This is a genomic window from Sphingomonas lacunae (assembly GCF_012979535.1).
Lineage (GTDB): Bacteria > Pseudomonadota > Alphaproteobacteria > Sphingomonadales > Sphingomonadaceae > Sphingopyxis > Sphingopyxis lacunae.
Map to the genome: position 1 here is coordinate 2,587,621 of NZ_CP053015.1, position 26,999 is coordinate 2,614,619.

At 61.5% G+C, this 26,999-nt stretch carries 22 protein-coding genes and 1 tRNA gene; 11 read left to right on the forward strand and 12 right to left on the reverse strand.

The annotated features are described in order from the left end of the window. Positions 1 to 2: 2 nt before the first annotated feature. From metG to GV829_RS12390, 5 genes are read right to left on the reverse strand one after another with little or no spacing between them, the layout of a single operon-like run. Complete coding sequence (gene metG, locus GV829_RS12370; protein ID WP_169947111.1) at positions 3 to 1,541, reverse strand: methionine--tRNA ligase; 1,539 nt, start codon at positions 1,539 to 1,541, stop codon at positions 3 to 5. Positions 1,542 to 1,575: 34 nt separating this feature from the next. Beyond that, on the reverse strand, positions 1,576 to 2,604 hold the full coding sequence (locus GV829_RS12375; RefSeq protein ID WP_169947113.1) for a hypothetical protein: 1,029 nt from the start codon (positions 2,602 to 2,604) through the stop codon (positions 1,576 to 1,578). Further along, entirely contained in the window at positions 2,601 to 3,230 is a 630-nt protein-coding gene (tmk, locus tag GV829_RS12380; RefSeq protein WP_246202873.1) for a dTMP kinase, read from the reverse strand. Before tmk ends, GV829_RS12375 begins: the two co-directional genes overlap by 4 nt. Before the next feature lie 16 nt (positions 3,231 to 3,246). Then, positions 3,247 to 4,155 carry a septal ring lytic transglycosylase RlpA family protein gene (locus GV829_RS12385; RefSeq protein ID WP_246202874.1) on the reverse strand — a complete coding sequence of 303 codons (909 nt, stop codon included), beginning with the start codon at positions 4,153 to 4,155 and terminating at the stop codon, positions 3,247 to 3,249. Next, on the reverse strand, positions 4,139 to 5,185 hold the full coding sequence (locus GV829_RS12390) for a lytic murein transglycosylase (protein WP_425505456.1): 1,047 nt from the start codon (positions 5,183 to 5,185) through the stop codon (positions 4,139 to 4,141). The genes GV829_RS12385 and GV829_RS12390 overlap by 17 nt, the downstream gene beginning before the upstream one ends. A 205-nt stretch (positions 5,186 to 5,390) precedes the next feature. On the opposite strand from GV829_RS12390, the gene GV829_RS12395 reads away from it, so the two are divergent. After that, positions 5,391 to 5,480 (forward strand) — tRNA-Ser (locus tag GV829_RS12395). 91 nt (positions 5,481 to 5,571) lie between these two features. Here the strand turns inward: GV829_RS12395 and GV829_RS12400 are convergent. The 4 genes from GV829_RS12400 to GV829_RS12415 all read right to left on the reverse strand — a co-directional run bounded on the left by GV829_RS12400 (position 5,572) and on the right by GV829_RS12415 (position 8,489). Beyond that, a complete protein-coding gene (locus GV829_RS12400) occupies positions 5,572 to 6,057 on the reverse strand; it encodes a DUF4188 domain-containing protein (protein WP_169947117.1) in 486 nt (161 codons plus the stop codon). Beyond that, on the reverse strand, positions 6,050 to 6,715 hold the full coding sequence (locus tag GV829_RS12405) for a TetR/AcrR family transcriptional regulator (RefSeq protein WP_169947119.1): 666 nt from the start codon (positions 6,713 to 6,715) through the stop codon (positions 6,050 to 6,052). Before GV829_RS12405 ends, GV829_RS12400 begins: the two co-directional genes overlap by 8 nt. Continuing rightward, complete coding sequence (locus GV829_RS12410; RefSeq protein ID WP_169947121.1) at positions 6,712 to 7,146, reverse strand: DUF2141 domain-containing protein; 435 nt, start codon at positions 7,144 to 7,146, stop codon at positions 6,712 to 6,714. Before GV829_RS12410 ends, GV829_RS12405 begins: the two co-directional genes overlap by 4 nt. A 116-nt stretch (positions 7,147 to 7,262) precedes the next feature. Next, a complete protein-coding gene (locus GV829_RS12415; RefSeq protein ID WP_169947122.1) occupies positions 7,263 to 8,489 on the reverse strand; it encodes a GGDEF domain-containing protein in 1,227 nt (408 codons plus the stop codon). A gap of 343 nt (positions 8,490 to 8,832) precedes the next feature. Between GV829_RS12415 and GV829_RS12420 the strand changes: the two genes are divergently transcribed. The 7 genes from GV829_RS12420 (at position 8,833) to GV829_RS12450 (ending at position 20,909) form a co-directional block, all read left to right on the forward strand. Beyond that, complete coding sequence (locus GV829_RS12420) at positions 8,833 to 9,336, forward strand: arsenate reductase/protein-tyrosine-phosphatase family protein (RefSeq protein ID WP_246202875.1); 504 nt, start codon at positions 8,833 to 8,835, stop codon at positions 9,334 to 9,336. Positions 9,337 to 9,410: 74 nt separating this feature from the next. Beyond that, a complete protein-coding gene (locus GV829_RS12425) occupies positions 9,411 to 10,394 on the forward strand; it encodes a polysaccharide deacetylase family protein (protein WP_169947124.1) in 984 nt (327 codons plus the stop codon). Further along, complete coding sequence (locus GV829_RS12430) at positions 10,391 to 11,620, forward strand: carboxylate--amine ligase (protein WP_169947125.1); 1,230 nt, start codon at positions 10,391 to 10,393, stop codon at positions 11,618 to 11,620. Before GV829_RS12425 ends, GV829_RS12430 begins: the two co-directional genes overlap by 4 nt. Before the next feature lie 492 nt (positions 11,621 to 12,112). Further along, the gene (gene gltB / locus GV829_RS12435; protein WP_169947126.1) at positions 12,113 to 16,753 is read left to right on the forward strand and encodes a glutamate synthase large subunit; all 4,641 of its coding nucleotides are present in this window, start codon (positions 12,113 to 12,115) and stop codon (positions 16,751 to 16,753) included. A 22-nt stretch (positions 16,754 to 16,775) separates the two neighbouring features. Then, the gene (locus tag GV829_RS12440; protein ID WP_169947127.1) at positions 16,776 to 18,212 is read left to right on the forward strand and encodes a glutamate synthase subunit beta; all 1,437 of its coding nucleotides are present in this window, start codon (positions 16,776 to 16,778) and stop codon (positions 18,210 to 18,212) included. 66 nt (positions 18,213 to 18,278) lie between these two features. After that, positions 18,279 to 19,520 (forward strand): NAD(P)/FAD-dependent oxidoreductase, encoded by a 1,242-nt coding sequence (locus GV829_RS12445; RefSeq protein ID WP_246202876.1) that lies wholly within the window; start codon positions 18,279 to 18,281, stop codon positions 19,518 to 19,520. Positions 19,521 to 19,637: 117 nt separating this feature from the next. Next, the gene (locus GV829_RS12450; RefSeq protein ID WP_169947129.1) at positions 19,638 to 20,909 is read left to right on the forward strand and encodes a DsbA family protein; all 1,272 of its coding nucleotides are present in this window, start codon (positions 19,638 to 19,640) and stop codon (positions 20,907 to 20,909) included. A gap of 57 nt (positions 20,910 to 20,966) precedes the next feature. Here the strand turns inward: GV829_RS12450 and GV829_RS12455 are convergent, their stop codons facing one another. The 3 genes from GV829_RS12455 to GV829_RS12465 all read right to left on the reverse strand — a co-directional run bounded on the left by GV829_RS12455 (position 20,967) and on the right by GV829_RS12465 (position 24,461). Further along, positions 20,967 to 22,646: a sulfatase-like hydrolase/transferase gene (locus tag GV829_RS12455; RefSeq protein ID WP_169947130.1), complete on the reverse strand. Its 1,680-nt coding sequence runs from the start codon at positions 22,644 to 22,646 to the stop codon at positions 20,967 to 20,969. Between the two features lie 38 nt (positions 22,647 to 22,684). Then, positions 22,685 to 23,770 carry a DUF2855 family protein gene (locus GV829_RS12460; protein WP_169947131.1) on the reverse strand — a complete coding sequence of 362 codons (1,086 nt, stop codon included), beginning with the start codon at positions 23,768 to 23,770 and terminating at the stop codon, positions 22,685 to 22,687. Positions 23,771 to 23,831: 61 nt separating this feature from the next. Beyond that, positions 23,832 to 24,461, reverse strand: a complete 630-nt coding sequence (locus tag GV829_RS12465) for a hypothetical protein (protein WP_169947132.1) — start codon at positions 24,459 to 24,461, stop codon at positions 23,832 to 23,834. 147 nt (positions 24,462 to 24,608) lie between these two features. Here GV829_RS12465 and GV829_RS12470 point away from each other — a divergent pair, with 147 nt between their 5' ends. From GV829_RS12470 to GV829_RS12480, 3 genes are all read left to right on the forward strand, one after another. Further along, positions 24,609 to 25,244 carry a TetR/AcrR family transcriptional regulator gene (locus tag GV829_RS12470; RefSeq protein ID WP_246202877.1) on the forward strand — a complete coding sequence of 212 codons (636 nt, stop codon included), beginning with the start codon at positions 24,609 to 24,611 and terminating at the stop codon, positions 25,242 to 25,244. Positions 25,245 to 25,344: 100 nt separating this feature from the next. Beyond that, complete coding sequence (locus tag GV829_RS12475; RefSeq protein WP_169947133.1) at positions 25,345 to 25,977, forward strand: glutathione S-transferase family protein; 633 nt, start codon at positions 25,345 to 25,347, stop codon at positions 25,975 to 25,977. Positions 25,978 to 26,038: 61 nt separating this feature from the next. After that, complete coding sequence (locus tag GV829_RS12480; RefSeq protein WP_169947134.1) at positions 26,039 to 26,998, forward strand: formylglycine-generating enzyme family protein; 960 nt, start codon at positions 26,039 to 26,041, stop codon at positions 26,996 to 26,998. The last annotated feature ends 1 nt before the right edge of the window (position 26,999 follow it).

Consider the following 26,999-nt stretch of genomic DNA (forward strand, 5'->3'; position numbering starts at 1 on the left):
CCCTACTCTGCCGCCAATTCAAGTCTTGGAAAAACACCGCTGGGAGCCGGCAAGGTTCGCCCGGCCTGGATTGGGGTGGACAAATCGGCGAAACCCCGCGCTTCGACCGGTTGTGCCAGCAGGTCGAGCATCTTCCCGCAGCCGTCTGGAACGACCCAGCTGGCCATGATCGCCAGCCGGCGGATTGCCTCCACAGTAGTGTGCAGGATTGTGTCGGCCCTCGCCGGATCCTCTTTGCGGACAGCCCAAGGCGCACTGTCGGCGAAATATTGGTTGGTCGCGGACATGGCAGCCCAGATGGTTTCCAGCGCCTGCGAAATGGAGAGCCCGTCCATTTGCGCGACGACTTGCGCCTGAGCGGCGTCAATTGCCAACAGCAGCTCACTGTCCACCGCCGCCGGTGCGGCCGCTTCCGGCACCTTGCCGTCGCAATTCTTTGCAATCATCGACAGGCATCGCTGCGCCAAATTCCCGAAGTTATTCGCCAAGTCGGCATTGCAGCGCGTCACCAAAGCTTCATCGGAATAGCTGCCATCCTGCCCAAAGCTGATCTCTCGCAACAGGACATAACGGAACTGGTCCACGCCATAGGTGGCAGCAATCGCCATAGGATCTACGACATTGCCCGCTGACTTGGACATCTTCTCGCCGCCCTTGGCCAGCACGAACCCGTGTCCAAACACCTGTTGCGGCAGGGGCAGCTTCGCACTCATCAGAAAGGCTGGCCAATAAACCGTATGAAAACGCACGATATCCTTACCAATCAGATGGAGACTGGCCGGCCAATAGCGCGCGAAATCCCCGTCACGGTCAGGGAAACCGACGGCTGTCAGATAGGTGGTCAGCGCATCGACCCAGACATACATCACGTGACCATCACTGCCGGGTACCTTCACCCCCCAGTCAAAGCTGGTCCGTGACACGGACAAATCCTTGAGACCGCCTTCGATGAAGCGGATAACCTCGTTGCGGCGGCTGTCGGGTTTAAGGAATTCAGGATTGTCGCGCAGCAGGTCGAGCAGCGGCTGTTCATAGCGTGACAGACGGAAAAACCAGCTTTCCTCCACTGTCCACTCGACAGGGGTTCCTTGCGGCGACAGCTTTTCCCCACCCTCGCCCGTTGTCAGTTCCTTTTCGTCGTAAAAGGCTTCGTCTCGTACAGAGTACCAACCCTCATAGCGATCAAGGTAAAGGTCGCCTGCAGCTTCCATTGCGCTCCATAAAGCCTGGCTGGCCGCATGATGGCGTTCTTCCGACGTGCGCAGGAACGCATCAACGGAAATGTCGAATACGTGGCACATTTCTTTGAAATAGCTAGACATTTCATCAGCGAGACTGAGCGTGCTCCGGCCCTGTTCACGTGCCGTCTGAACCATTTTGAGGCCATGCTCGTCAGTGCCGGTAATGAAGCGGACGTCCCGGCCCCTGAGACGCATGAACCGGGCGATGGCATCGCCGGCAATGGCTTCATAGGCATGGCCGATGTGCGGACGACCATTGGGATAGCTGATGGCGGTTGTTATATAATAGGGATCACTCATGGGCCGACGCTCTAGCGACCACAGCGCCGCTTGCCTAGCGCCTCGGCGCAGAGCGTGCGTCGCCGCTGATGGCTGCCAGCGCATTGCCCACCACAAATGTTACCGTGGCGGGATCCTCGGACCAGCTGGCCGCCAGGGCCGCGACATCGACAATCCGGTCACGCGCCGCCAACGCCCGCGGCAGTCGTTCGCCCTCGGCTGTCCGGGCAAGGTTGGCAGACAGGGCCGTCGCTTGGGCCAGCATCGCCTCAAACCGCCGCCTCTCAGCAGTACCGGACAGGGATTTGGCTAGTTCCACCCTCAACCTGTTGTCAGGGTCACCACTGTCCGCAATCGCGCGCAGCCGTGCGTCAATCTCAGCCAAACGCAGTGCCCCAAACAACAACGCCCTTCCCGGCGATCCACGACCGACCCGCAGCAATGCTTCGATCTCCTCTGAGTCGGCATCCGACAGCCGTGACTGCAGGACGCTGCGCATTGCAACGTCGTCCAAGGGAGAAAACCGCAACAATCGGCAGCGTGAACGAATGGTCGGCAACAATCGGCCGGGTTGGTGGCTGACGAGGAAAAAAACCGTCTGGGCCGGCGGCTCTTCCAATGTTTTGAGCAGCGCGTTGGCCGCGCTGCGCTCCAGATCATCGATGCTGTCTATGACGACTGCCCGCCAGCGCGCATTGCCGGGGCGTACCCGCAACCGGTTCAACAGACTGCGCACTTGCCCGATGGTGATATTCCTCGCGATATCTTCATCCTTGCCTGCCGATCCGTCCTTCGGTCGCTTGGCCTCCGGCACCTCGCGCTTGAGCCACAGGAATTCCGGATGCGCTTCATTTGCCACCAAACGGGCGACCTGGTCATCCGGATCGATCGACAGGCTATCGGCACCCTGCTCTGCCCGCCAGTCACCATCAGCGATAAGAAATGTGGCGGCGCGCCGGGCAAAGCCTGCCTTACCGATCCCTTCCGGACCAGCCAGCAACCAGGCATGCGGCATTCTGCCACTCGCCAGCGCGTCGATCAGCGCCCGTTCCTGTTCGGCATGGCTGCGATAGGGCGAGGTCACAACAGGTCCGCCAAAGCAGCGAGCAGTCGTCCAGTCACTTCATCAGGCTGACCATCGGCGTCGATCCTCCTGATGCGCTGAGGCTCAGCCTCGGCGATCCGGTCAAAGGCAGCGACCACTTTGGTGTGGAACGCGGCTTGCCGGTCTTCAAACCGGTCTGCGCGCTCGAGAGTCCGGGCCGAGCGCCTTGCCTCCGCCACATCGACGTCGAGCCTCAAAAGCAATGTGCGGTCAGGTAGCAAGGCTTCGCTGCCTATCCGGTGCAAGGTCATGATATCCTCATCGGACAAACCGCTGCCGCCGCCTTGATAGGCACGGGTTGAATCGATGAATCGATCACACAGCACCCATTGGCCAGCCTCCAGGGCCGGCGTGATTACACGGCTGACGTGGTCACTGCGTGCCGCAGCGAACAACAAGGCCTCGGCTCTTGGGCTCCATGCATCGCCCTCGCTGTGCAGCAAAAGTTCGCGGATCGCCTCCGCTCCCCTGCTGCCACCCGGCTCGCGTGTTTCCACCACGGTCAGCCCGCGCTCTCGCAATGCAGCAGCCAACGCCCGTATCTGGGTAGATTTGCCGACACCCTCACCGCCTTCCAGCGTGATGAAGCGTCCCCTGCCCTTCATGATCATCCGGGACAGCTCATGGCGCTCTCAAAATGACGGCACCCGGCTGACCGGCACGTCGGGCGCGCGCAACCGCCGCTTGTGCTTCGGCGGCGTCGGAAAAGGGACCATAGCGCACACGGTAAAGATTGCCGCTCTCGACAACCTGAGCACCAATCCTGCGGGCAATCGTATCGGCACTGGCGCGGTTCGAATAAGCGCCAACCTGAACAATCCAGGGACCGGGGCCGGTCGGCACATCGCCAGCAGCAACCGACGGCAGCCCGCCCGGAGAGCGCCAGCCCTCACCACGGCGCGGAGGCGCGACATAACCGGTAGGCAGTGGCAGGCGGGCGACCCGCTCGCGCATTATCTCCAGCAGGGAATCCGGCGTGTCCAGCCGTTCCGGCACAGACAGGCCAGCGCGCAAGGCCGCACGTTCGCTCTCGACCGGATTGGTCCGCCGCACGCGCACCGGCACCATCCCGCTTTCGGTAATGCCCAACTGCTCAGCTGCACCCGCTGACAGATCGATCAACCGATTTGGATCGGCCGGCCCGCGGTCATTGATCCGCACCAGGATGGTCCGCCCGGTATCGAGCCGTGTTACTTCAACATAACTGGGCAAGGGCAAAGTTCTATGCGCTGCGGTCACGCCCGCAGGATGAAATGCTTCACCATTGGCGGTGGGGGCACCTTCCAGCTCGGCCCCGTACCAGCTGGCGTATCCGACTTCGTCATAATCGAGCTGGTCAACCGGCGTCCAAGTTCGCCCGGCAATCTGATAAGGGGCGCCGACACGGACCGGAAAATCCGACACCATGGGCCGCGCCACAGGCGCGGATGGACCTGCCGGTTCGGGCGCACCACCAACAATAGTGCACCCCGCCAGCAACAGCGCCATGCCGAGGCCGCCGACCAGTTTCATGTTAACGTACAATGGCATCAGCCAACAACCCCACCGACAAGGCATAGAAATTCGAGCAATTGTAATCGAGTATCGCGCGGTAACTGCCGGAGAGCAGATAGGCGGTATTACCCGGGCCATCCGGTTCAATCAGGCTCAACATCATGTCAGGCTCAGGTTCACCGCGTTGGAAAACGACACCACGGGCACGCCATTCGGCGGCGGTCAGCCAGCGGCTGTGGCGCTGGAACACACGGCGACAGCGTGGTGATGTTACATTGGTTGCCAAATCAGCACGGTTGAGGCCAGCCGGGACGCTGACCGCATAACCCCAATGCTCACCGCGCCTGTAACCCGCCACCTGCAGATAATGGGCGATCGACGCCATGGCATCGGCCTGATTGTTCCAGATGGCGGCCACGCCATCGCCATCGCCATCCTGCGCCAACCGCAGATACACCGACGGCAGAAACTGAGGGTGGCCGATTGCCCCGGCCCAGCTACCGGTCAGTGCCTCTCGTGGGGCACCACGCTCAACCATCACCATGGCTGAAAGAAATTCGCCTTCGAAAAGAGCGCGACGACGGCCGTCATACGCCAGCGTAGAGAGCGAGCGCAGCAGATCGAAGTCGCCGGTGAACTGGCCATAGTTGGTTTCATGGCCGTAAATGCCCAGTATGACACCCGCCGGAACACCGGTCCGCGCCTCAATCTCTGCCAGATGGGCGCGTTCCCGCTCCAGCACAGTGCGTCCCATGGCGATACGGGTAGGGTTGACCTGCCGCGCGCGATAAGGGGCAAAGGGCGCAACCGGTGCGTTGGGATTGATGACAACCTCGTCGCTCTGGTTACGATCCAACTGCACCACACGCGGATTATAGGTCAGCGTCGGGACGATGCGGTCAAAGGTTGCCCGGCTGACCCCCAATTCCTGAGCCTTGGGCCACAGGCTGGCGAGATACCCCTGAAATCCTTCCGGTGCCGGGCTCACTGTCATCTGTGCAGCGGCCATGCCAGACATGCTGCCAGGCAACAGACAGCCCAGAGCGACCGCAGCAGCCAGTTTCATACGATGCAGGACCGCACCGCGACCCGCCTTGTTCATTCGCGCAACACCAGTCATGCAGCTACAATGGCAGCTTTGGCCTCGCGGGGAAAGGGGCTGCGATGCCATTCTTCCTGCGCCAGGCCCCAACTTGGCACTTGGCTTGCGCCACTTCATCAGGCTATTGGGCGGCTGCATTCGCGCTGCCCATGGCACCCGCGGAGCATTTGGACAGGTGGCCGAGTGGTTTAAGGCAACGGTCTTGAAAACCGTCGTGGGTGCAAGCTCACCGTGGGTTCGAATCCCACCCTGTCCGCCAGTCGTCTCAAGTGGATTGAGGCTGCAAAGGAATCGCACTTAGGGTCCGCGCGGCATGCCGCATTATTGCGTATCTCTCTTGCGTCTTCCGCTCATGCGGTCGGCTTACTATCCGTAAGACGACCCCGGGCAGAAGCGCGCGCCCCGCGGGCTTCGATCATTGGCGCGACCGCGCCAATCAGGGTCGGCGGCATGTTGACGAACACATTCTCATACTGGCCCGGCTCGATACAGTAGGTCTCATGATAGATGCCGACGTCACCATTCGTGCCAATCGCCCGGTTGAACGCCGCCCAGGCTGGAAGATGTTCAAGGTCGCGCGCCTTGGCATAGTCCTCCAGATCTTCGAAAGAGCGCCAATATTGGATCAGCACGATGGTCCGGCCGAACCAGGTCTTGCCACCCATGAAGCCAAGGTCCGGCCTGGGATAAAGCTCGCGCAGCATGCGCGTCATCTGGACGACCAACGGCAACCAGCGATGGATCAGCCAAGGTTTGTTGATCCGCATGCCAATGATGAAGACGACAAAGGACCCTTCCAGCTTGGCAGTCCAGCGACCCTCCAGGATTTTACTCATAATCATGCCTCTTTGGTGAATCTTGGCCGGGAAAAGGGTATTGGGAAATGCCGAGCGCGACCCCGACACGGCGTAACGCATGAAGCGGAAAGCCTTGACGCGTCTCGGCACTCAGTTGGACCGTTTCCAGTGCATCGGTTCGCATGAGGCTGACCAGGCCATGCAGACTGGACCAGACAAACATCGCTTCCATATCGATGGGGTCCCTGTCCCGGCCATCTTGATCCATGCCGAACACCCGCCCCAACCCTGTTCTGAGGACAGCATAGGCGTCGCGGGCACCATGCAGCATTTCAGGATGCTGTTCCGGGTCAGGCAAGGCGCCGCCAAAGATCAGCCGGTATTGCAATGGCCGGGCCAAGGCAAAGGTCACATAGGCCATGCCCAGGGCCAGCAAGTCTGCTGTGGCATCTTCAGTGTGGGGCGGTGCCCGCAACGCTTCGGCAAACTCGCCAAAAGCCCGTCGCACCACCTCTGCGAGAATATGGTCGCGGCTGGGAAAGTGGCGATATGGGGCCTGATGGGAAACCCCGATACGGCGCGCAACCTCACGAAGGCTAAGGCTCTCGATCCCGCTCTGCGCGATAATCAGCTCTGCTTCCCTGATGCAGGCCTCGCGGAGGTCACCGGCAGGCCGCTTGGTCTCTCCTGGCCTCATCTGGCCAGATTGACCGTCAGCCGGTTGACCCTTCCTGCCACGATGGTGAAAGCGGCTTCCTGATAACGCGGTGCACGCAAGGCCGGCCGGACATTGTTGGAAACGCCCCAAGGTTGCCGCGGGCGCCCCAGAATATCCCGGGTAACGTCCTCTTGGTCAGGCGGAAGCACTGCAACGACCAAGGCATAGCTGCCCGGAGCCAAATTGCGGAAACGGCACGATTCCCCGTTTCGCTGGCGCTGCACACTCTGTTGACCAGCAGTGGCCGCCCCATTGGGAAAATTCCGGGGACCGGCGAACAAACGGCAGGCAATATTGCCGGGCACATTCTCAGCACCCGATACGCTGACCACCAATTCCTCGGCAATGGCAGGAGATTCAGCCAGCAATCCCGCGCTGGCCAACAAACTGGCCAATGCAACTGGGCGCATAACGCCCTCCCCAAAGTTGACACTGTCTACACGGTTAGACCGGCATGTTGACAGCGTCAACGCATTTGCCGGGATGGCGGATGAAACAGTGCTTCGTGACGAAGCGGCGAGAAACCTCAACCAAGCGCGACGGCAACCGCCACGGCATCTTCCTGGTAAACACAAACCCGGTTTCTTCCGCCATTCTTGGCTTGGTACATGGCCGCATCGGCTTGTCCGATGCCCAGGTTAAGGTCAGCGCCACTGTGCCAGCGTGCCACCCCGAACGAGCCGCTCACCACCAATCCATCGGGCCAGTCCATTCCGCGCAGACAGGTCAATCCCACCCTCAGCCTTTCGGCCAATGCAGCGGCTGTATCCAGAGGGCAATTCCTCAGGAGAACAATGAATTCCTCGCCGCCCCAGCGAGCAACGGCGCCATCACCGCGCCCAACGACGTCGAACGGACCGACCGTGTTGGAAATCAGCTGCGCCGTCATCTTGAGCACTGAATCGCCGATACCATGGCCAAATTCATCGTTGATGCGCTTGAAATGGTCCAGATCAACGATGATCAGGCTGAGTGGTGCCGCTCCGGCATCATTACCGATCCGATTGGCAACCTCGACAAAGGCCCGGCGATTGTACAGGTCGGTCAAACTGTCGCGGCTTGCGAGATATTCAGCGACCGCCAGGGCATGAGCCAGATCATCCGCCAATTGCTGCTTTTCCAATTGGGTGCGGATCATCAGGCGATTCTGTCTGCGAATGGCAATGGCGAGGCTGATCAAGGCTGGAGCGAGCCCCAGGGTGGCGAGCAGCGGGACCGGGCCGATAATGGCAATGTGACTTACCGTCTGGGGTACGAGGCACAGCATCACGCCGGCCAGGAAGCACAGAAATGTCCGCCATTGTGAGGCGACAACCATGCTGGTGACAGCAATCGACACGATGATCACGACGCAAACGAACATGGACGCGATATCGCGGCCAAGTGTTGCCACCACCGGGTACATCTTTCCGGCCCAAAGCAGCCCGGAAACAAAGGCCAGCCCCTCATAGACCCGCCACAACAAACCAGCCCGGCTTTCCTCGTGCTCTGCCTGCAGCATGCGGCTGACCCGATACATGACAACAAGCACCAGCACGTTGAGCCCCAACAGGCTCGCGATCAGGCGCCAATCGGGCAGATAGGCACTGCATATCGCGATCAGGACGAACGGAACGATGTTCGTCGCGTTGGAAAGCGGAATGTGGTCAAGGAAGTTCCGCCGCGATAGCTCATCCACCTGGGCTTCGGTCACAGCGCGGCCCGGGGCGGGTTGCACCGCCTGGATCGATCTGGCTGTTCCGAGCATTTCCATGATGTATCAAAGCTCTCCTGCGTCGTTGCAGACTAGTCGCAATAGCTGAAAATTCGTTTAACCCCTTTTGCGATCAGCAAAGGTCGAAGGGCTGTCCTTCCTTGCGTCTGAAGGGACTGTTGCCCCGAATTGATCGGCGGACCAAAACGCCAGATCATCCATCCGGCCATCGTGGCATAATGAGCGGCTTCCCTTGCCTGCCGTCTTCGCTCATCTTTTGGTATCAACTTGGGCGTAAACGGCGCATCGCGGCACAGGTCCGCCCGTATCGGAAGACCGGATGAATACAGAAAATTGGCTCGACAGACCTGCAATCATCAGCCGTTTCGGTTCCTTTAGGGGCATGATACGGCTGGCCATTTCGTATGCACAACTCGCCATGGTCGCCCGACCCGACCTTGCGCGCGTCGAAAGACTCGTTTTCGTCTGTCGCGGCAACATTTGCCGCAGCGCTTTCGCCCATGCCCTCGCCGCTTCGCTCGGCTTTCCCGTGGCCTCCTTTGGCCTGCGCACAGCAACCGGCCGCCCTGCCCATGACCCGGTAATCGCGGAGGCCAAACGGCGCGGCTTTGATCTAGCCAGTCACAGCGCGCTCGCGGTTGAAGAATTTGAGCCAGCTCCGGGGGATCTCTATCTCGTGATGGAATATCGCCAGATCGGCGAATTGCGTGCGCTGGCCCCTTTTGCATCAACACCTGTTGACTTGCTCGGCCGCTATGGCGGCCGTCCGCACTTGCATGATCCTTATGGTCTCGGCGCTGCCTTCACCACCACGAGTCTCGGCGATATTGACCGTTCGGTCCGGGCGCTGATCGGAGCCATTGGCGCGGCACGCATCCGGCGTTGATCTGTGCGACCGCACAAACCCTATCTTCACCATCACCCGGTATCAGCTGAAACAGCTTTTCCGGATGGATCGTCATGACCCAGGCATTGATAACCGTTGATACCGAACTGTCTGCCCTGTTCCATCAGCGCGGCATCGACGTGCGCGACAATTTCGCCAGCTCGATCCTCGGTCGCTGCTCTGGCGGGGAATTTGGTATCGGATGGCAGATGGACGAGATGGACCGGCACGGCCTGACCGGCGTCTTCTTTGTCGATCCCATGCCTGCATTGGTTTATGGCGAACAGATTGTGGCCGACATTGTCGGGCCGATCATTGCGCGCGGCCATGAGGTGCAAGTGCACATCCACAGCGAATGGCTCGAATGGGCGCCCGACTCTCCGGTGGAGGGGCGTCAGGGACGCAACATCGGGGATTTCAGCCTGGAAGATCAGATCATTCTGCTCCGTCTGGCCAGGGATCTGCTGCAACGCGCCGGCGCGCCGGCGCCCGTCGCCATACGCGCCGGAAATTTTGGCGCCAATGACAACACACTGCGCGCCGCGGCTCAGATCGGTCTGCGTTTCGATAGCAGTTTCAACGCTGCTTTTGCCGGCACCGCATGCGCCATCGCGCTGGACAGCGGACAGATTGATCCCGTCGAGAGGCATGGCCTGATGGAATTGCCGGTATCCGGCCTTCACGATCGCCCCGGCAGCTTTCGCGCCGCCCAGATATGCGCCGTGTCGAGCCGGGAAATGCACGCCGCCTTGGATCATGCAGCCCGGCAGCGCCAGGCCTGCTTCATGATCGTGACCCATAGTTTCGAGATGTTGTCGCGCGACAGGCAACGGCCCAACCGATCAGTCATCGGCCGGTTTGAAGCGATGTGCAGGGCGATTGCCACGATTGAGGGCGTGCGCTCTTGCGGTTTCGTCGGACTTGAAAGTGGCAGCGGGGGCATGCGGTCTGCGACCCGTCCCACACTCCTCCCACCTGACCGGTTCCGAACCATGCAGCGGGTGCTGGAGCAGGCGCTCGGGACATGGCTCTATGAACGGCGCCTGCTGCCCGCATGACCGATTTGCCTCTGGCCATCGTGCTGGGCGTCGACACGCCAATAGGCCTCACCGTCCTGCGTGAGTTGGGGGAGCATGACGTCCCCGTGCACGGGATCGGACGTTCGTCCCACGCGCTTGGACGCTTCTCACGCTATTGCACCAGCTTCAGTGTTCGCCCATCGGATGTCCCCCTCGACCAATGGTTGCCTGAGCTGATCCAACAGACCGGCGCCGCCATTCTCTTTGCTATCTCCGAAGGGGACTTGCTGGCACTGGCCGACCTGCCGGAGCGAGTTAACGGCTGCCTCATCTGCACGCCGCGCCGGGACAGGCTCGAGCGCGTTCTCGACAAAAGACAGACGCTTGAACTTGCCGCCGCACTGGGCATGGACGTGCCAGCGAGCTGGCAACCTGTTGCCGGGGATGATTTTGCCGCTCGATCGCAAGCCTTACCCTATCCGGTGGTGCTGAAATGGGCCGATCCGCCAGCAGTGATCCCCGCCCTGGATACCCATGCCCTTCCTTTTGAAAAGGCGGAATTCGCGATGGACGCCCCTGCCCTGCTGGCGGCACTGGAACGCTATCGACCGATGGGCCTTTGGCCGATGGTGCAAAGCTATTGCCCCGGCGAAGGCTTGGGACACATGCTGTTGATGCACCAGGGGCAGGCCAAGCTCCGCTTTCAACATCGTCGACTGCACGAATGGCCGCCAGAAGGCGGTGTCTCAACCCTTTGCACCGCTGAGCCGGCGCAACAGCATCACGAACAGATGGAGCGCTCGCAAGCCTTGCTCCGCGCTCTCGACTGGCAAGGGCCGGCAATGGTCGAATATCGCCATGATGCCGCAACCGGTCGCTACTGGTTGATGGAGGTCAACGGCCGTTTTTGGGGCAGCCTGCCGCTTGCCTGGCATTGCGGCGCCTCATTTGCCTGGACCAGCTATCATCTTGCACTGTTCGGCGTATCGCCCGCCCAGGCCGACAATCATCCGAAAATGCGACGTGCCCGCTATATGATCCCCGAAACCCGGCGGCTCCTGCGGATAGTTCGACCCGCTTCCCACATCCGGGATCCGCAGTTCCGGCGCAAACCTATGGCCGACCTCGCAACCTGGCTGTTCGGCTTTTTCGACCCCGCCATGCGCTATTATGTCTTCACATTGCGAGATCCAGGCCCGTTCCTCGCCGATTGCACGCATGTGATCCGGAAGGCGGCACAAAGCCTCGTGCGCCGCCGCCGCTGACAAACATTATCCGCACTTGCAGACCTCCGCCTTTGCCTCCCGACAGGCGGATAGCCAGTTTCGCGTAGGGCGAGCGGGATATATCGCCTGCTCCTTAGCTACCGCTGGATCGGTCAATCCGGCCAGGGCGGTGATGGACAGCATATAGGCGAATCAGATAAGACAATAATGCGAACGATAATCCGGAAAATATCCGATCATGGAGAGCCTCGACCAAGCCGGAACGAACTTTTTTTGCCCGTTAGTCTCTATTGCGAACCAATGGGCATCGCCACCTGATCGCGCTTAAGGATCGGTCTCCAACCGCGGAATTCCGGCCCTTCCAGCACGCGAAACTTGAAAGTTGGTTACCCAGGTAACCAGTTAGGTCGCGCCGAGCCAGCTGCCCGCAATGAATGATCAAGGCCATAGCGCATTCTTGACTTCAAATTGCGTCACAGGGGCGCTACCGCCCTTCTCGACAAATTGTTTGCACCTTCAAGGATGATCCGGATGAGCTATCCGCACGCCCAGGGATTATATGATCCCCGTAACGAACATGACGCTTGTGGCGTGGGGTTCGTCGCCAATATCAAGGGTGAGAAATCCCACGACACGGTGAAGCGCGGGCTGGAAATCCTCGTCAACATTGACCACCGCGGAGCCGTGGGCGCGGATCCGTTGCTGGGCGATGGCGCGGGCATCCTTATCCAGATTCCCGACACGTTGTTTCGCGACTGGGCGGGCACCGCCGGCGTCACTCTGCCCCAGCCCGGTGACTATGCAGTCGCCATGTGCTTTCTGCCAGCCGACGAAGCAGCGCGCGACTTTGCCGTCAGCCATTTTGAGGCTTTCGTCAGCAAGGAAGGCCAGACACTGATCGGTTGGCGCGATGTGCCGACCAACACCGCTGGCCTCGGCAAGGCTGTGCTTGAGCAGATGCCAGTCATTCGTCAGGCGATCATTGGCCGCGGACCCACCACCGCCAATCAGGATGCCTTTGAACGCAAGCTGCTCGCCTTGCGCAAGCAGGCACAGAATCCACTGGCAGCCTTGGCGGAAAAGCAAGGCCTTCCGGGTCTGAACGACTTTTACATGCCCAGCTTCTCGACCCGGACGCTGGTCTACAAAGGGCTGCTGCTCTGCGATCAGGTCGGCAGCTTCTATCAGGACCTGCTCAACCCCAAGTGCACCTCTGCGCTGGCCCTCGTCCACCAGCGTTTCTCGACCAACACCTTCCCCTCATGGAAGCTGGCGCACCCCTATCGCTTCATCGCCCACAATGGCGAAATCAACACGGTCCGCGGCAACGTCAACTGGATGAATGCCCGGCGCCGTACCATGGAATCGGAGCTGCTGGGCGCCGATCTGGACAAGATGTGGCCGCTCATCCCGCATGGGCAATCGGACACCGCCTGTCTCGACAATGCGCTCGAACTGTTGCTGGCCGGCGGCTACAGCCTTGCCCATGCGGTGATGATGCTGGTGCCCGAGGCCTGGGCCGGTGATCCGTTGATGGATGCCGGGCGCAAGGCTTTCTACGAATATCATGCCGCCCTGATGGAGCCGTGGGACGGCCCCGCTGCCATCGCCTTTACCGACGGTCGACAGATTGGCGCGACGCTTGACCGCAATGGCCTGCGCCCGGCGCGTTTCTGCGTCACTGATGATGGCCATGTCATCATGGCTTCCGAGAGCGGCGTACTGCCGGTGAAGGAAGACAATATCGTCCGCAAATGGCGGCTCCAACCGGGCAAGATGCTGCTCATCGACATGGAGCAGGGCCGCATCATTGAGGATGAAGAGATCAAGGCGGAACTGGCCGCAGCCGAACCCTATGCCCAGTGGCTGGAATCGGCGCAGTACAAGCTCAAGGACCTTGAGGTTGTCGAAGTCCCCGAACTGGCGTTGCCCAATGATCCGACCAGCCTGCTCGATCGGCAACAGGCCTTTGGCTACACACAGGAAGATGTCTCCAAATTCCTGGAGCCCATGGCCAGCAATGGCGATGACCCCATCGGTTCGATGGGTACCGACACGCCGATTGCAGTCCTCTCGGCCCGCCCGCGACTGCTGTACGATTATTTCAAGCAGAATTTCGCCCAGGTGACCAACCCGCCGATCGATCCGATCCGCGAGGAACTGGTCATGAGCCTCGTGTCGATGATCGGCCCGCGCCCGAACCTGCTCGGTCGCGAAGCCGGCACCCACAAGCGGCTCGAAGTCGACCAACCGGTGCTGACCAATGACGATCTCGCCAAAATCCGCTCGGTCGAACATGCTCTTGATGCCGCTTTCCGGGCGGAAACCATCGACATCACCTGGGATGCCGCCAGCGGGGCCGATGGCCTCGAGATGGCCATCAAGGAAATGTGCTGGGCGGCGACCGAAGCGGTGCTTGCTGACAAGAACATCCTGATCCTGTCCGACCGGGCACAGGGGCCAGACCGCATCGCCATGCCGGCCTTGCTTGCCACGGCGGCTGTCCACCATCACCTCGTCCGCCAGGGCCTCAGGATGCAGACCGGCCTCGTCGTCGAGACGGGCGAAGCGCGCGAAGTCCATCACTTCTGCGTTCTTGCTGGCTATGGCGCGGAAGCGGTCAACCCCTATGTCGCGTTCGAAACGCTCGAGGAAATCCGAGTCCGCCGCGAACTCCCGCTGACCAGCTATGAGGTGGAAAAGAACTACATCAAGGCCATCGGCAAGGGCATCCTCAAGGTCATGTCCAAAATGGGCATCTCGACCTACCAGAGCTATTGCGGTGCCCAGATCTTTGACGCCGTCGGCCTGTCCACCGATTTTGTCGACCGCTACTTCAAGGGCACCGCAACGACCATCGAAGGCGCTGGCCTCAAGCAGATCGCCGAGGAGACCGTCAGCCGTCACGCTGCGGCCTATGGCGACAACCCGATCTATCGCTCAATGCTCGATGTCGGCGGCATCTATGGCTATCGTGTCCGCGGCGAGGAACATGCCTGGACACCGTCCAATGTCGCCAGCCTCCAGCACGCCGTGCGCGGCAACATGCCGGAAAAATACCGGGAATTCGCCCAATCGATCAATGAGCAGAGCGAACGGTTGCTGACCATCCGTGGCCTTATGGAATTGAAAAAGGCCGACAAACCGGTCGATCTTTCCGAGGTCGAACCGGCCAGCGAAATCGTCAAGCGCTTTGCCACCGGCGCGATGAGCTATGGCTCGATCAGCTGGGAAGCGCACACCACTCTCGCCCTCGCCATGAACCGCATCGGTGGCAAGTCGAATACTGGTGAGGGCGGCGAAGACCCCAAGCGATTCCAGCCCCTGCCCAACGGCGACTCGATGCGGTCGGCCATCAAGCAGGTCGCCTCGGGCCGCTTTGGCGTGACCACCGAATATCTGGTCAATGCCGACGACATCCAGATCAAGATGGCCCAGGGTGCCAAGCCCGGGGAAGGCGGTCAGCTGCCGGGGGACAAGGTTGACAAGACCATTGGTGCAACGCGCCACTCGACCCCGGGCGTCGGCCTCATCTCGCCGCCGCCGCACCACGACATCTATTCGATCGAGGATCTGGCGCAGCTGATCCACGACCTCAAGAACGTCAACACGGCTGCCCGCATCTCGGTCAAGCTCGTCTCCGAAGTCGGTGTCGGCACCGTCGCAGCCGGCGTTTCCAAGGCGCGCGCCGATCATGTCACCATCTCGGGTTATGAGGGCGGCACCGGCGCCTCTCCCCTGACCTCGCTGACCCACGCCGGCAGCCCCTGGGAAATCGGCCTCGCCGAAACCCAACAGACACTGCTGCTCAACGGCCTGCGCTCGCGCATCGCCGTTCAGGTGGACGGTGGCCTCAGGACTGGTCGCGACGTGGCTATCGGCGCGCTGCTCGGCGCGGACGAATTCGGTTTCGCCACCGCTCCGCTGATTGCGGCGGGCTGCATCATGATGCGCAAATGCCATCTCAACACCTGCCCGGTGGGCGTCGCCACCCAGGATCCCGTCCTGCGCGCCCGCTTCACCGGCCAGCCCGAGCATGTCATCAACTATTTCTTCTTCGTCGCCGAGGAACTGCGCCAGATCATGGCCGACATGGGCTTCCGCACGGTTGAGGAAATGGTCGGCCGGGTTGACCGGCTCGACATGAACCGCGCCATCGCACACTGGAAGGCCCAGGGCATCAGCCTCGACAAGCTGCTGCACAAGGTCGACCTGCCTGACGATGCGCCATTGCACCATACCGAAACGCAGGATCATGGGCTCGAAAAGGCGCTCGACAATGATCTGATCGCCGCCGCCGCCTCTGCCTTAGACCGGGGAGAACCGGTTCGCATCGAGCGCGAGGTAAAGAACGTCAACCGCACTGTCGGCGCCATGCTGTCGGGCGAAATAGCCCGTCGTCACGGTCACGCTGGCCTGCCAGACAACAGCATCCAGATTGCCCTGACGGGCGTCGCCGGACAAAGCTTTGGCGCGTTCCTCGCTCACGGCATCACGCTTGATCTGACGGGCGATGCCAATGACTATGTCGGCAAGGGCCTGTCGGGTGGCCGGGTCATCGTCCGCCAGCCGGGCCATGTGAAGCGCGATCCCACCGAGAATATCATTGTCGGCAACACTGTTCTCTATGGGGCCATCGCGGGTGAAGCCTATTTCAACGGTGTCGCCGGGGAACGCTTTGCCGTCCGCAATTCGGGCGCCATCGCGGTGGTCGAAGGCACCGGGGATCACGGCTGCGAATATATGACCGGCGGCGTGGTCGTCGTTCTTGGCAAGACCGGCCGCAATTTCGCTGCCGGCATGTCCGGCGGCGTCGCTTATGTCTATGATGAGGACGGCCTGTTCCGTCAGCGGTGCAACATGGCGATGGTCGATGTCGAAGCCATCACACCTGATCCGGACGATGTCGAAGGCACCGGCCGGCCGCAGCAACGAGCGGTCAATGTCCATGACCTCGGCATGGGCGATCCGCTCTATCACAGCGCCGAGCGACTTCGCGTCCTTCTCGAACGCCATCACCTCTACACCGGGAGCAAGCGCGCCCGGGCGATCCTTGATGATTGGCAGGGTGCCCTCACCCGCTTCGTCAAGGTGATGCCGCGCGATTATGCCCGGGCACTGAAACAGCTGGAGGCCGAACGCCTCTCCGCTGGCATCGCTGCCGCCGAATAACGATCAGACCGGAGTAACCCCAGTGGGCAAGGTAACTGGCTTTCTCGAAACCGACCGCAAGGACCGGACCTATGCCGATCCCAAGGAACGGCTGACGCACTATCGCGAATTCGTCGTGCCGCTCCCCGAACCGGAGCTGAAAGCACAGGCGTCGCGCTGCATGAATTGTGGCATTCCCTATTGTCACAACGGCTGCCCGGTGAACAACATCATCCCCGACTGGAACAATCTGGTCTATGAAGGGGACTGGAAGAATGCACTCGAAGTGCTGCATTCAACCAACAACTTCCCGGAGTTCACCGGTCGCATCTGCCCTGCCCCGTGCGAGGCTAGCTGCACGCTGAACATTGACGATGCACCGGTCACGATCAAGTCGATCGAATGCGCCATCGTCGACAAGGGTTGGGAAAATGGCTGGATCACGCCCCAGCTGCCCAAGGCAAAGACCGGCAAGTCGGTCGCCGTCGTCGGTTCCGGCCCCGCTGGACTCGCCTGTGCGCAGCAACTCGCCCGCGCCGGCCACAGCGTCACCCTGTTCGAAAAGAATGATCGGATGGGCGGCCTGCTGCGTTACGGCATTCCCGATTTCAAGATGGAAAAGCATCTTATCAACCGCCGCCTTGTCCAGATGGAGGCCGAAGGGGTAGAATTCCGGACCAGCACCGAAGTTGGCGTCAATGTCTCGATGGAATCGCTGCGCGCCAATTTCGACGCCATTGTCATGGCTGGCGGTGCCGAACAGCCGCGCACGCTCGACATACCCGGCTATGAAATGCCCGGCGTTCGCCTTGCGATGGAATTCCTGACACAACAGAATAAGCGCAACGCCGGCGACGATGAAGTGCGCGCCGCACCGCGCGGTTCGATCACGGCGACCGGCAAGCATGTCATCGTCATTGGCGGTGGCGACACGGGCTCGGACTGCGTCGGCACGTCCAACCGCCAGGGTGCGGCGTCGGTCACCCAGATCGAGATCATGCCCAAGCCCCCTGCCAAGGAAGACAAGGCGCTGAGCTGGCCCAACTGGCCGCTCAAGCTGCGCACCTCTTCGAGTCATGAGGAAGGCTGCGATCGCGACTGGTCGATCCTGACCAAGCGCGTCGTCGGCACCAACGGCGTCGTCGAAGGGTTGGAATGCGTCCGGGTCGAATGGGTCAACGGCCAGATGCAGGAAATTCCGGGCAGCACCTTCACGCTCAAGGCTGACCTCATCTTCCTCGCCATGGGTTTCGTCGGCCCGCGCAAGACAGGCATGCTCGATCAGTCTGGTGTCGCGCTTGATGCACGAGGCAATGTCGCAGCCAATGTCATTGATTATGCCACCAATCAGCCGGGCATATTCTCCTGTGGTGACATGCGGCGCGGTCAGAGCCTTGTCGTCTGGGCCATTCGTGAAGGGCGTCAATGTGCCCGCGCGGTTGACCTGCATCTGATGGGAACCAGCGATCTGCCGCGTTGATGGCGGTCAATGAACCACCGCAGTAGCACTGTATCCGGGACACAACCGGGCAGCGGAGGGAAGAGAGTGAGCAGCCAGCATTTTGACGTGATCATCGTCGGCGCGGGCCATGGCGGTGCCAACACCGCCATCCAGTTGCGCCAAAAGGAGTTTGCCGGGAGCATCGCCATCATCGGCGACGAGCCCGAACTCCCTTATGAGCGTCCGCCACTCTCCAAGGAATATTTTGCCGGCGAAAAGGAGTTCGCCCGCATCCAGATCCGCCCTGAACAATTCTGGGTGGACAAGCAGGTAACGATGATTCTCAACACGCGGATCACATCGGTTGATCCTGCGGGCCATGCCATCACCGCTGCAGATGGCCGCAACTTCTCCTATGGCAAGCTGGTCTGGGCAACCGGTGGAGCACCCCGCATGCTCCCGATTCCGGGCGGCGATCTGCCCGGCGTGCAAGGCGTGCGCACTCGCGCCGATGCCGACACCATGAAGGCAGCAGCAGAAACCGCACAGCAGGTGGTCGTCATCGGTGGCGGTTATATCGGGCTTGAAGCGGCCGCCGTCCTTTCCAAGGCTGGCAAGAAGGTCATCCTGCTCGAAGCATTGGATCGCGTCCTCGCCCGGGTTGCCGGAGAACAACTGTCGCGCTTCTTCGAAGCCGACCATCGCGCCCATGGTGTTGACATCCGTCTCGGCGTCTCGGTCGCCGCGATTGAAGGGAATGAACGGGTTACCGGCGTCCGCTTGGCAGACGACAGCGTCATTCCGGCCGACCTGGTCATTGTCGGCATCGGTATCGTCCCCGCCGTCGCCCCGCTGATCGATGCCGGTGCGCAGGGTGGAAATGGCGTTAATGTGGATGAATATTGCCGGACTAGCCTGGCTGACGTCTATGCGGTGGGCGACTGCGCCGCCCATGCCAACGGCTTTGCCGATGGTGCCACCATCCGCCTCGAATCGGTCCAGAACGCCAATGATCAGGGCAGCACCGTTGCCAAGCATATCGTCGGGCTCGAAGAACCCTATAAGGCCCTGCCCTGGTTCTGGTCGAACCAGTATGACCTCAAGCTTCAGACCGCCGGATTGTCCACCGGCCATGACGCTGCCATCCTGCGTGGTGATCCGGCAACCCGCAGCTTCTCGGTTGTCTACACCAAGGCGGGCCGGGTCATCGCCATCGATTGCGTTAACGCCACCAAGGATTATGTCCAGGGACGCAATCTCGTCACGGCCGGCGTCATTGCCAGTGCCGCGGATCTCGCTAACGCCGAATTGCCGCTCAAAGATCTGATCCCCCCACCATCCGGCTGATCACTGATTTTTTGTCGATGGCCACACCGCGCCTTTGACATTCCGTTAATAATGGCACTATAGATGCCATAACGCTGCTACTCGGGGGGCAGTAAGGCAGTCGACGGGGAGGAGCCCATGTCCGTACGAACTGCGATCGTCTCTACGGCGGCGGGCTATTGGACCAGCGCCGCCGGAGAGACCCACCGGCGCAAGGCAGCGGAACGCGAACGCAAAACCAGCGGCGCTCCGCACCTCGTCGATGCCTTCATTGATCCTGCCGATCCCTACACGCTGCTGCTGCTCCAGCTTTTGCCCGCCTTTGCCGCGCGCTATGCGGTGCAGATCCAGCCTTGGCTGGTCGGCCCTCCGGACGATGCCGCTGCGCCGGAACGCGGCCTGCTCGCGGATTGGTCACGCAAGGATGCTGGCTTGCTCGCAGCGCGTGCCGGACTTGTGTTTGACCCCAATCTGCCCACCCCATCGGCAGACGCGGTGAGCGCGGCGATGGCGCGCATCGCTGCCGGCCTGGACCAACCAGATTGGCTGGATGACATAACCGCGATTGTCACGGCCCTATGGAATCATCGTCCCCTCCCAGCGGGCCCCGCCAGTGATGGGATTCCAGCCGTCATGGCCGGCAACGCACGGCGTGAGGCGGTTGGCCATTATCTTGGGGGCGTGCTGCATTATGGAGGCGAACATTATTGGGGCATTGATCGCTTGCACTACCTCGAAAGCCGGTTGACCGATCTCGGCCTCAACCGCGATGGCCCGAACACCGCGCCACTTTACGCGCCGCCACCAGACAGCGCCGGCCCTGTCGGTACGCCAAAGGGTGGTGTCATTCATTGGTATCCCAGCTTCCGCAGCCCCTATACTTGGATTTCGGCCAGCCGCGTCAAGGCGTTGGCCGATGCCCATGGCGCAGAACTGAAAATCCGCTTTGTCCTGCCGATGGTCATGCGCAGCCTGCCGGTGCCCAAGGCCAAGCGCAAATATATCACGCTGGACACAGCGCGAGAGGCCCGCCGCCTCGGCATTGCCTTTGGCAAGGTGGCCGATCCGGTCGGTGCCCCTGTGGAACGCGGCTATTCGCTGATGCCTTGGGCGAAAGCCCAAGGGCGCGGCTTTGAACTGGCCGAATCCTTCCTGCGCGGCGCCTTTTCGATGGGCATTGATGCCGGCAGCGATTCCGGCCTCAAACGCATCGTCACCATGGCTGGCCTCGACTGGAAAGAGGCCAAATCGCTCGTTGGCAATGATGAGTGGCGATCAGAGGCCGAAGCCAATCGGGAAGAAATGGTCCGCCTTGGCTTATGGGGCGTACCCAGTTTCCGGGTCGGCGACACTGCAGTATGGGGACAGGACCGCCTCTGGGTGATCGATCAGGCGCTCCGCAACCAATAAGGTCCGGACAACGGGGGCGTTGTGATCTACACCACCCCCGTGCCCAGTCAGTCCCGCTCAGTTGGTCCAGATGATATAATCCTGCCCGGCCTCCCAAGGCGCATTGAGCGGCACATCAACGCGAACTGGTGCCTCGACAAGCCCGGGCCAAAGCGGCTTGGGCAGACCCCGGTTCTGCGCCTCGATCATGGCGCGCATCTGCGCCACCCGCTCGGGCTCAGCGGCCGACAGGTCGCGCTGTTCGGTCGGATCATCCGCCAGATTGTAGAGCCAGGCCTGCTGCGAGCCCCGTCCAATCTGCAACTTCCAGTCACCCAGTCGAACCGCTCGATAATCCCCTGAACGCCAGAACAGCGGCGCGACGCGCGGCTGTGCCGGCAGTCCGGGTACAATGCCACCCAACAGATTGACGCCGTCCATTGCCCGATCCGATGGCATGGTTGCGCCCGTCACGCCGGCGATGGTTGCGAACATGTCGACATGGCTGGCGGGCGCAGGGGCACGGGTTCCGGCTGCAATGCGTCCTGGCCAGCGGACAAAGAAGGGCACCCGGATTCCACCTTCGAAAAAGCTCGCCTTCCATCCACGGAAAGGAAGATTGGATTCCTTGATCCCGGTGTACCATGCTCCGCCATTGTCGCTGGTAAAGATGACCAGCGTATTTTCATCAAGCCCCTGTGCCTTCAGCTCCTTCATCACGTCACCGATGCGCCGGTCCAGTTGGCGGATCATCGCCGCATAGACACGGATGGTCGGGTCGCTGATATGACCCAGTGCATCATAATCCTCGCGCGTCGCCTGCAATGGAGTGTGCGGCGCGTTATAGGCCAGATACATGAAGAACGGCCGGTTCTTGTTCGCTCGAATTGCTTCAATCGCATTGTCGGTCAGATAATCGGTCATATGCCCCTTGGGCTCAAACCGCTGTCCGTTGTTGTACTGGACCGCATAGGGAAGGTTCGGCCACAGAAAGCTGTCGATCGGGTCCCAAGGCAATTTGGCATTGACCACATTGGGGTCGTCTTCGGGCAGGAACATCGAACCGCCAGCCCGGAAGCCCAGGGATTCATCAAAACCCTGGGCATGCGGGGCCAGCGCGTCTGTTTCGCCCAGGTGCCATTTGCCGAGATGGATCGTGTGATAACCGCGCGCCTGGAGCGATTCGGCGATGGTGATTTCGCTGGATGGCACCCCCATTTGCTGGCTGGGGATGACATTGTGGTTCAGATCCTCACGGAAAACCACCGGAACCGGGCCATTGCCAACCCCATGGGAAACCGTCGCGGCAAAGCTTGGCGGAATTCCCGTGAACTCAAACCCAAAGCGCGTCGGATAACGTCCGGTCATCATCGCCGCTCGCGACGGGGAACAGGTGGCGTTGCCGGCATACCCCTGGGTAAAGTCCACCCCCTCGCGGGCCAGCGCGTCGATATTGGGGGTTGGCACAGTGCCATTGGCAATCCCGCCACCATTCCAGGTCAGGTCATTATAGCCCAGATCGTCAACCACGATCAGGACGACATTGGGTGGACGCTCTCCGCTCGGCGGGGTTGCCGGACCGCTCTGCCAGGCAATGTCCTGATAATCGGCTATCGGATCGCGGATGTTGGAAATCATCCCCGGAATGCCGCGCTTGGCCGCCCAGGCCACAGTTTCCTGAGGGAAGGCAAAACGCAGAACACCGCCGGTCACCACCAGAGCGCCCAGCACACCCGCTGCTATCCACCGCTTCTTCATCGCCCGCTCTCTCCCTCGTCTGTCGCTCTAGTTGTCCGTCAATTGAATGACAGGATCAATCCCTCGTCGGGCGGAACCCGGCCATGCACCATGGCGTCATAGGCCGCCGCCACCGCCTCCCCGCCCGCACTGCTGCGGATGCGCAATGTCGTGGCAATCTTCGGCAGAAAGGCGAGATTGGCCTCCAGCACCTTGCGATCGACCACGCCGGGTCCCCAGTCAGACTGCCGTTTGGCGATCTGTCCGGGCGCGAAAAAGAATTGCGGCTTGGCCCCAGGCAGTTCCCCTTCAGGCCCCGTTGCCTGCCAATGGGTCGCGCCCACAGTGATGCTCGCCTTCATTTGCTCGCCAAAGCGATGGTGCAACCGGCTCCGCAAAGCCGCATCGCCCGCCATGTCGACATAGGCGGTGGGCACCGCAGCATCGAGGCTCTCCGCAGCCTCATAGGTCAGTACCTGGTCATAGAGGCCGAGCCCCTCGGTGAAGGCCTTGTTGCCAGGACTGGTCAGGCCGATCACCCGGATGGCGCGTCCCGCCAACTCGCGTACATAATGGGCAGCGGCAAAGCCGGTCTTGGACGATGCACTGCCGATTATCACCTGTTCGGCGCCGAAATGGCCATTGTCCTCCAGATAATCGCCAATCACCCAGCCGGTGAACAAGAGCGGAAACAACAGGCTGCGCTGGTCGGCAAAAGCCTGCATCGCCGGAGGATCATCATTGGTTCGCTGGTACTGGTTATAGACCGCCGCCATGGCCGCCCGGTGCGGCGCGCCATCGGTAAAGCCACGCTCCGATACCTTGACCGGTTGCATCACCCAGTCTGACGCCATTGGCAGGAAGCCCCAGATGCGCGTGCCGACCGGAACCTCGGCATGGCGGCTTTCGCTGACCTCGGCGAAGCCCCAGACAGGCACGATGCCCCACGCCTCGCCGCCCGGTGCCGGATAGAACGTCCAATACCCAATGGTGTTGCCGGTCAATGCATAGCTGATGTTGTTGGCGGTCAGCGCCCAGCGCCCGACGCGCACCCGCACTTCGCCCTCGGCCAGCGGCCGCTCCTCAATCTCGGCCAGTTCGGCGGTGGTGATGGCGTCGCGCCTCACTTGCAGCAACTGTGTCATATGCTCTCCCCATCGCAAAGGTGCGCCATCATGACAGCGAAGCGGTCAAAACGATAGGGCATCAACCGGCGCTGAGCAGTGCGATGTGCGTCAACGCCGCCAACAGCGCGAGCACCAGCGCCACTGTCACCCGGGGGCTGGCGTAAAAGGCGAACATGCGCTGCGTCGGAAAGGAAAAGGTGGCGTCAAGACCGAGCATCTTGGCCGGATGGGCGGCCCGGAATTCCGGTGCACTGGCCAAACGGATCATATCCCGGCGGCTGCGATACCGCATTGTGCCGAACAGCGTCCAACCCGGATCAGCCGGCGTGTTCCAGGCGTCGATATATCCTGCGACCTTGCGCCCGACGAAGACGGGATGGCCGCCCCGGCGAAACAACTGCCCGGTGAACCGGTCCGAGTATCGCCGCAACCAGGTCATGCCGCTGGCGACTTCGCCTGTGTCGGGGTGGGAGATGTCACCGGGATGGGCCCGCACCATGTTGAGCATGACAAATTCATGCCCGTCATCAGCCTCCAGAAAGGCGCGCATCACGGCAGGATCATTGCCGCTTTCGTGCAGCCTGTCGCCAACCTGCGCCAGGAAAGCGTCAATTTCTGTCTGGCTCAGCGGTCGACGCAGGCCATCGTAGAAAAGGCGGAAGGCCAGATAGAGCAGCGCCGCCACGGCCCAGGGAACCCAAACAGCCATTGCCAATCTCTCCCTCATCTAGTTATTGGCACTATCTGTGCCATTATTGCCGGCTCTTCGCAAGAGGTACGGCCATCGCCCTTTCCTCACCGGCTGGTGCCATCTTTGCTTGACCATTCCCCTCGCCTCCGGCAGCGAGTATCTATCATGTCAGAACAGACCAAGAGTGCCGGAAATCCCGCAGCCCTGGCTCAGCCTGACCGGACCGATGGCCGGCGGGAACGCAGCAAGTCGAGCCGCGCCAAGATCGTGGCGGCCATGCTCGATCTGGTCGAGCGCGGCGATGTCTCACCAAGCGCCGCTCGCGTTGCGGACCATGCCGGTGTCGGATTGCGCACGGTCTTCCGTCATTTCGACGACATGGACTCACTGTACCGCGAAATGTCGGAAGTGATCGAAAGACGCGTCCTGCCCATCATCGCCCGCCCCTTCGCTTCTGACCGTTGGCAGGACCGCATCCTTGAACTGGCATCCCGCCGCCCGGAAGTATTCGAAGCGATCCTGCCCTTTCGCATATCAGCCAATCTGAAGCGCTATCAATCGGCCTTCCTCATGGCCGATTACATCCGCCTCCACAAAATGGAGCGGGCGTTGGTTGATGTCCATCTGCCTGAAGCGACAAAGGCAGATGGTGATGGAGTCGAATCGCTGCATATTGCGCTCAGCTTCCAATGCTGGCGGCTGTTGCGGCATGATCAGCAACTGTCGCCCGAGGCGGCGCGGCGGGTGGTCTACCGGATGGTCGATGACATTCTTCGGAATCTGCCAGGCGGGGCTGACTGATTCCGCCTCGACGGGCTTGCCAATCAATATCTTGGCATACATCATGTCATAAACTGCCTGACCGGACCACCGGAGGGCTTCTTGCTGATGAGGACGCGCCATGATCACCCTCTTTGACTGCGCTACCGCGCCCAGCCCTCGCCGCGCCCGCATTCTGCTCGCCGAAAAGGGCATTGCCCATGAAACGGTAGAAATTGACCTGCGTGCCGCAGAACAGTTGAGCGATGCCTATCGCGCCATCAATCCGCGCCTCACCGTCCCGGCCTTGCGCCTTGATGATGGCACGGTGCTGACAGACAATGCGGGTATCGCCGCCTGGGCCGAGGCCCATAAGCCTGAACCACCACTCCTCGGCCGCACCCCGGTGGAAAAGGCCGAGGTGGCAAGCTGGAACGCGCGGGTGGAAGGGGAAGGATTCATGGCCATAGCCGAAGCCTTTCGCAACAGCACCCCGGCGATGAAGGACCGGGCGCTGCCCGGACCCAATAATTATGCACAAATCCCGGAACTCGCGGAACGTGGCGTTGCCCGCCTTTCCGCCTTTGTCGACATGCTCGACGCGCATCTCGCCACCAATGCCCATGTCGCCGGGGACCATTTCTCCTTGGCCGACATCACGGCCCTGGTTGCGATTGATTTTGCCCGGATCGTCCGCATGAAGCCTGCGGAAACCCACGCGAACATCGGTCGTTGGCGGACCCAACTCAGCCAACGGCCTGCCTGCCGGCTCTGAAGCACTGTTCCTCTTTGGCCTGTCAAAGGCCCTTTCCGTCTCTGTCCCGTCAAGGCCATCCATGCGCCACCTTGCCATTCCGCTGCTCTGGCTCTCCGGTATCGCCCTTGCCGCCTGCTCGGCACAGGATGAGGCCCAGCCCCGGCTGGTCGAGCGTACCTGCCCTCCCCTTCCCGAACAGAAATGGGCGTGGGTTCCCGGCGGAGAGGTGACCATCGGCGCGGATGCGCGCTTGCCGGAAGAAGGACCGGCGCGCACGGTTACCGTCGCCGGATTCTGGATGGCAACGCATGAGGTGACCAACGCCGAATTTGCAGCCTTTGTCCGCGCCACCGGATACCGGACGATGGCCGAACGACCGCCGCCCGTTCTCCCCGGCGCTCCACCTGAAATGCACCAGCCCGGTTCAGCCGTCTTCACCGTGCCGACTGCGGACCAGCCAAGCTGGTGGCGATGGGTGGTCGGTGCCCAATGGCGCCTGCCCGAAGGACCAGAGGGCGGCTTTGGCGGCCGGGGCGACATTGCTGGCAAGGATCGCGATCCGGTCGTCCAGATCGCCTATGAGGATGCGCTCGCTTATGCCCGCTGGGCCGGCAAGGCGCTGCCGACCGAAGCACAATGGGAAGCCGCGGCCCGCGCCGGCGGAGCGGACCCGCGCGAACCCGTCGCCGCAGACGGCAGCCCACAGGCCAACTATTATCAGGGGGCGTTCCCGGCGCGCGACCTCGGCCTCGACGGTTTTCAGGGACGGGCGCCGGTCGCCTGCTATCCCGCCAACCGGTTGGGCATCTTCGACATGATCGGCAATGTCTGGGAATGGACCGGCGATCCCGCCGATCCTGCCTCTGCCGACCCGGAAAGCGGCAGCCATGTCATCAAGGGCGGCTCCTATCTGTGCGCCGCCAATTATTGCGCCCGTTATCGCCCGGCTGCCCGTCAGTTCCAGGAACGCGGGCTGGGCACCGATCATATCGGCATTCGTTTGATCGACCCTGACCGACCACCACCCTCAGCCGGCTGAC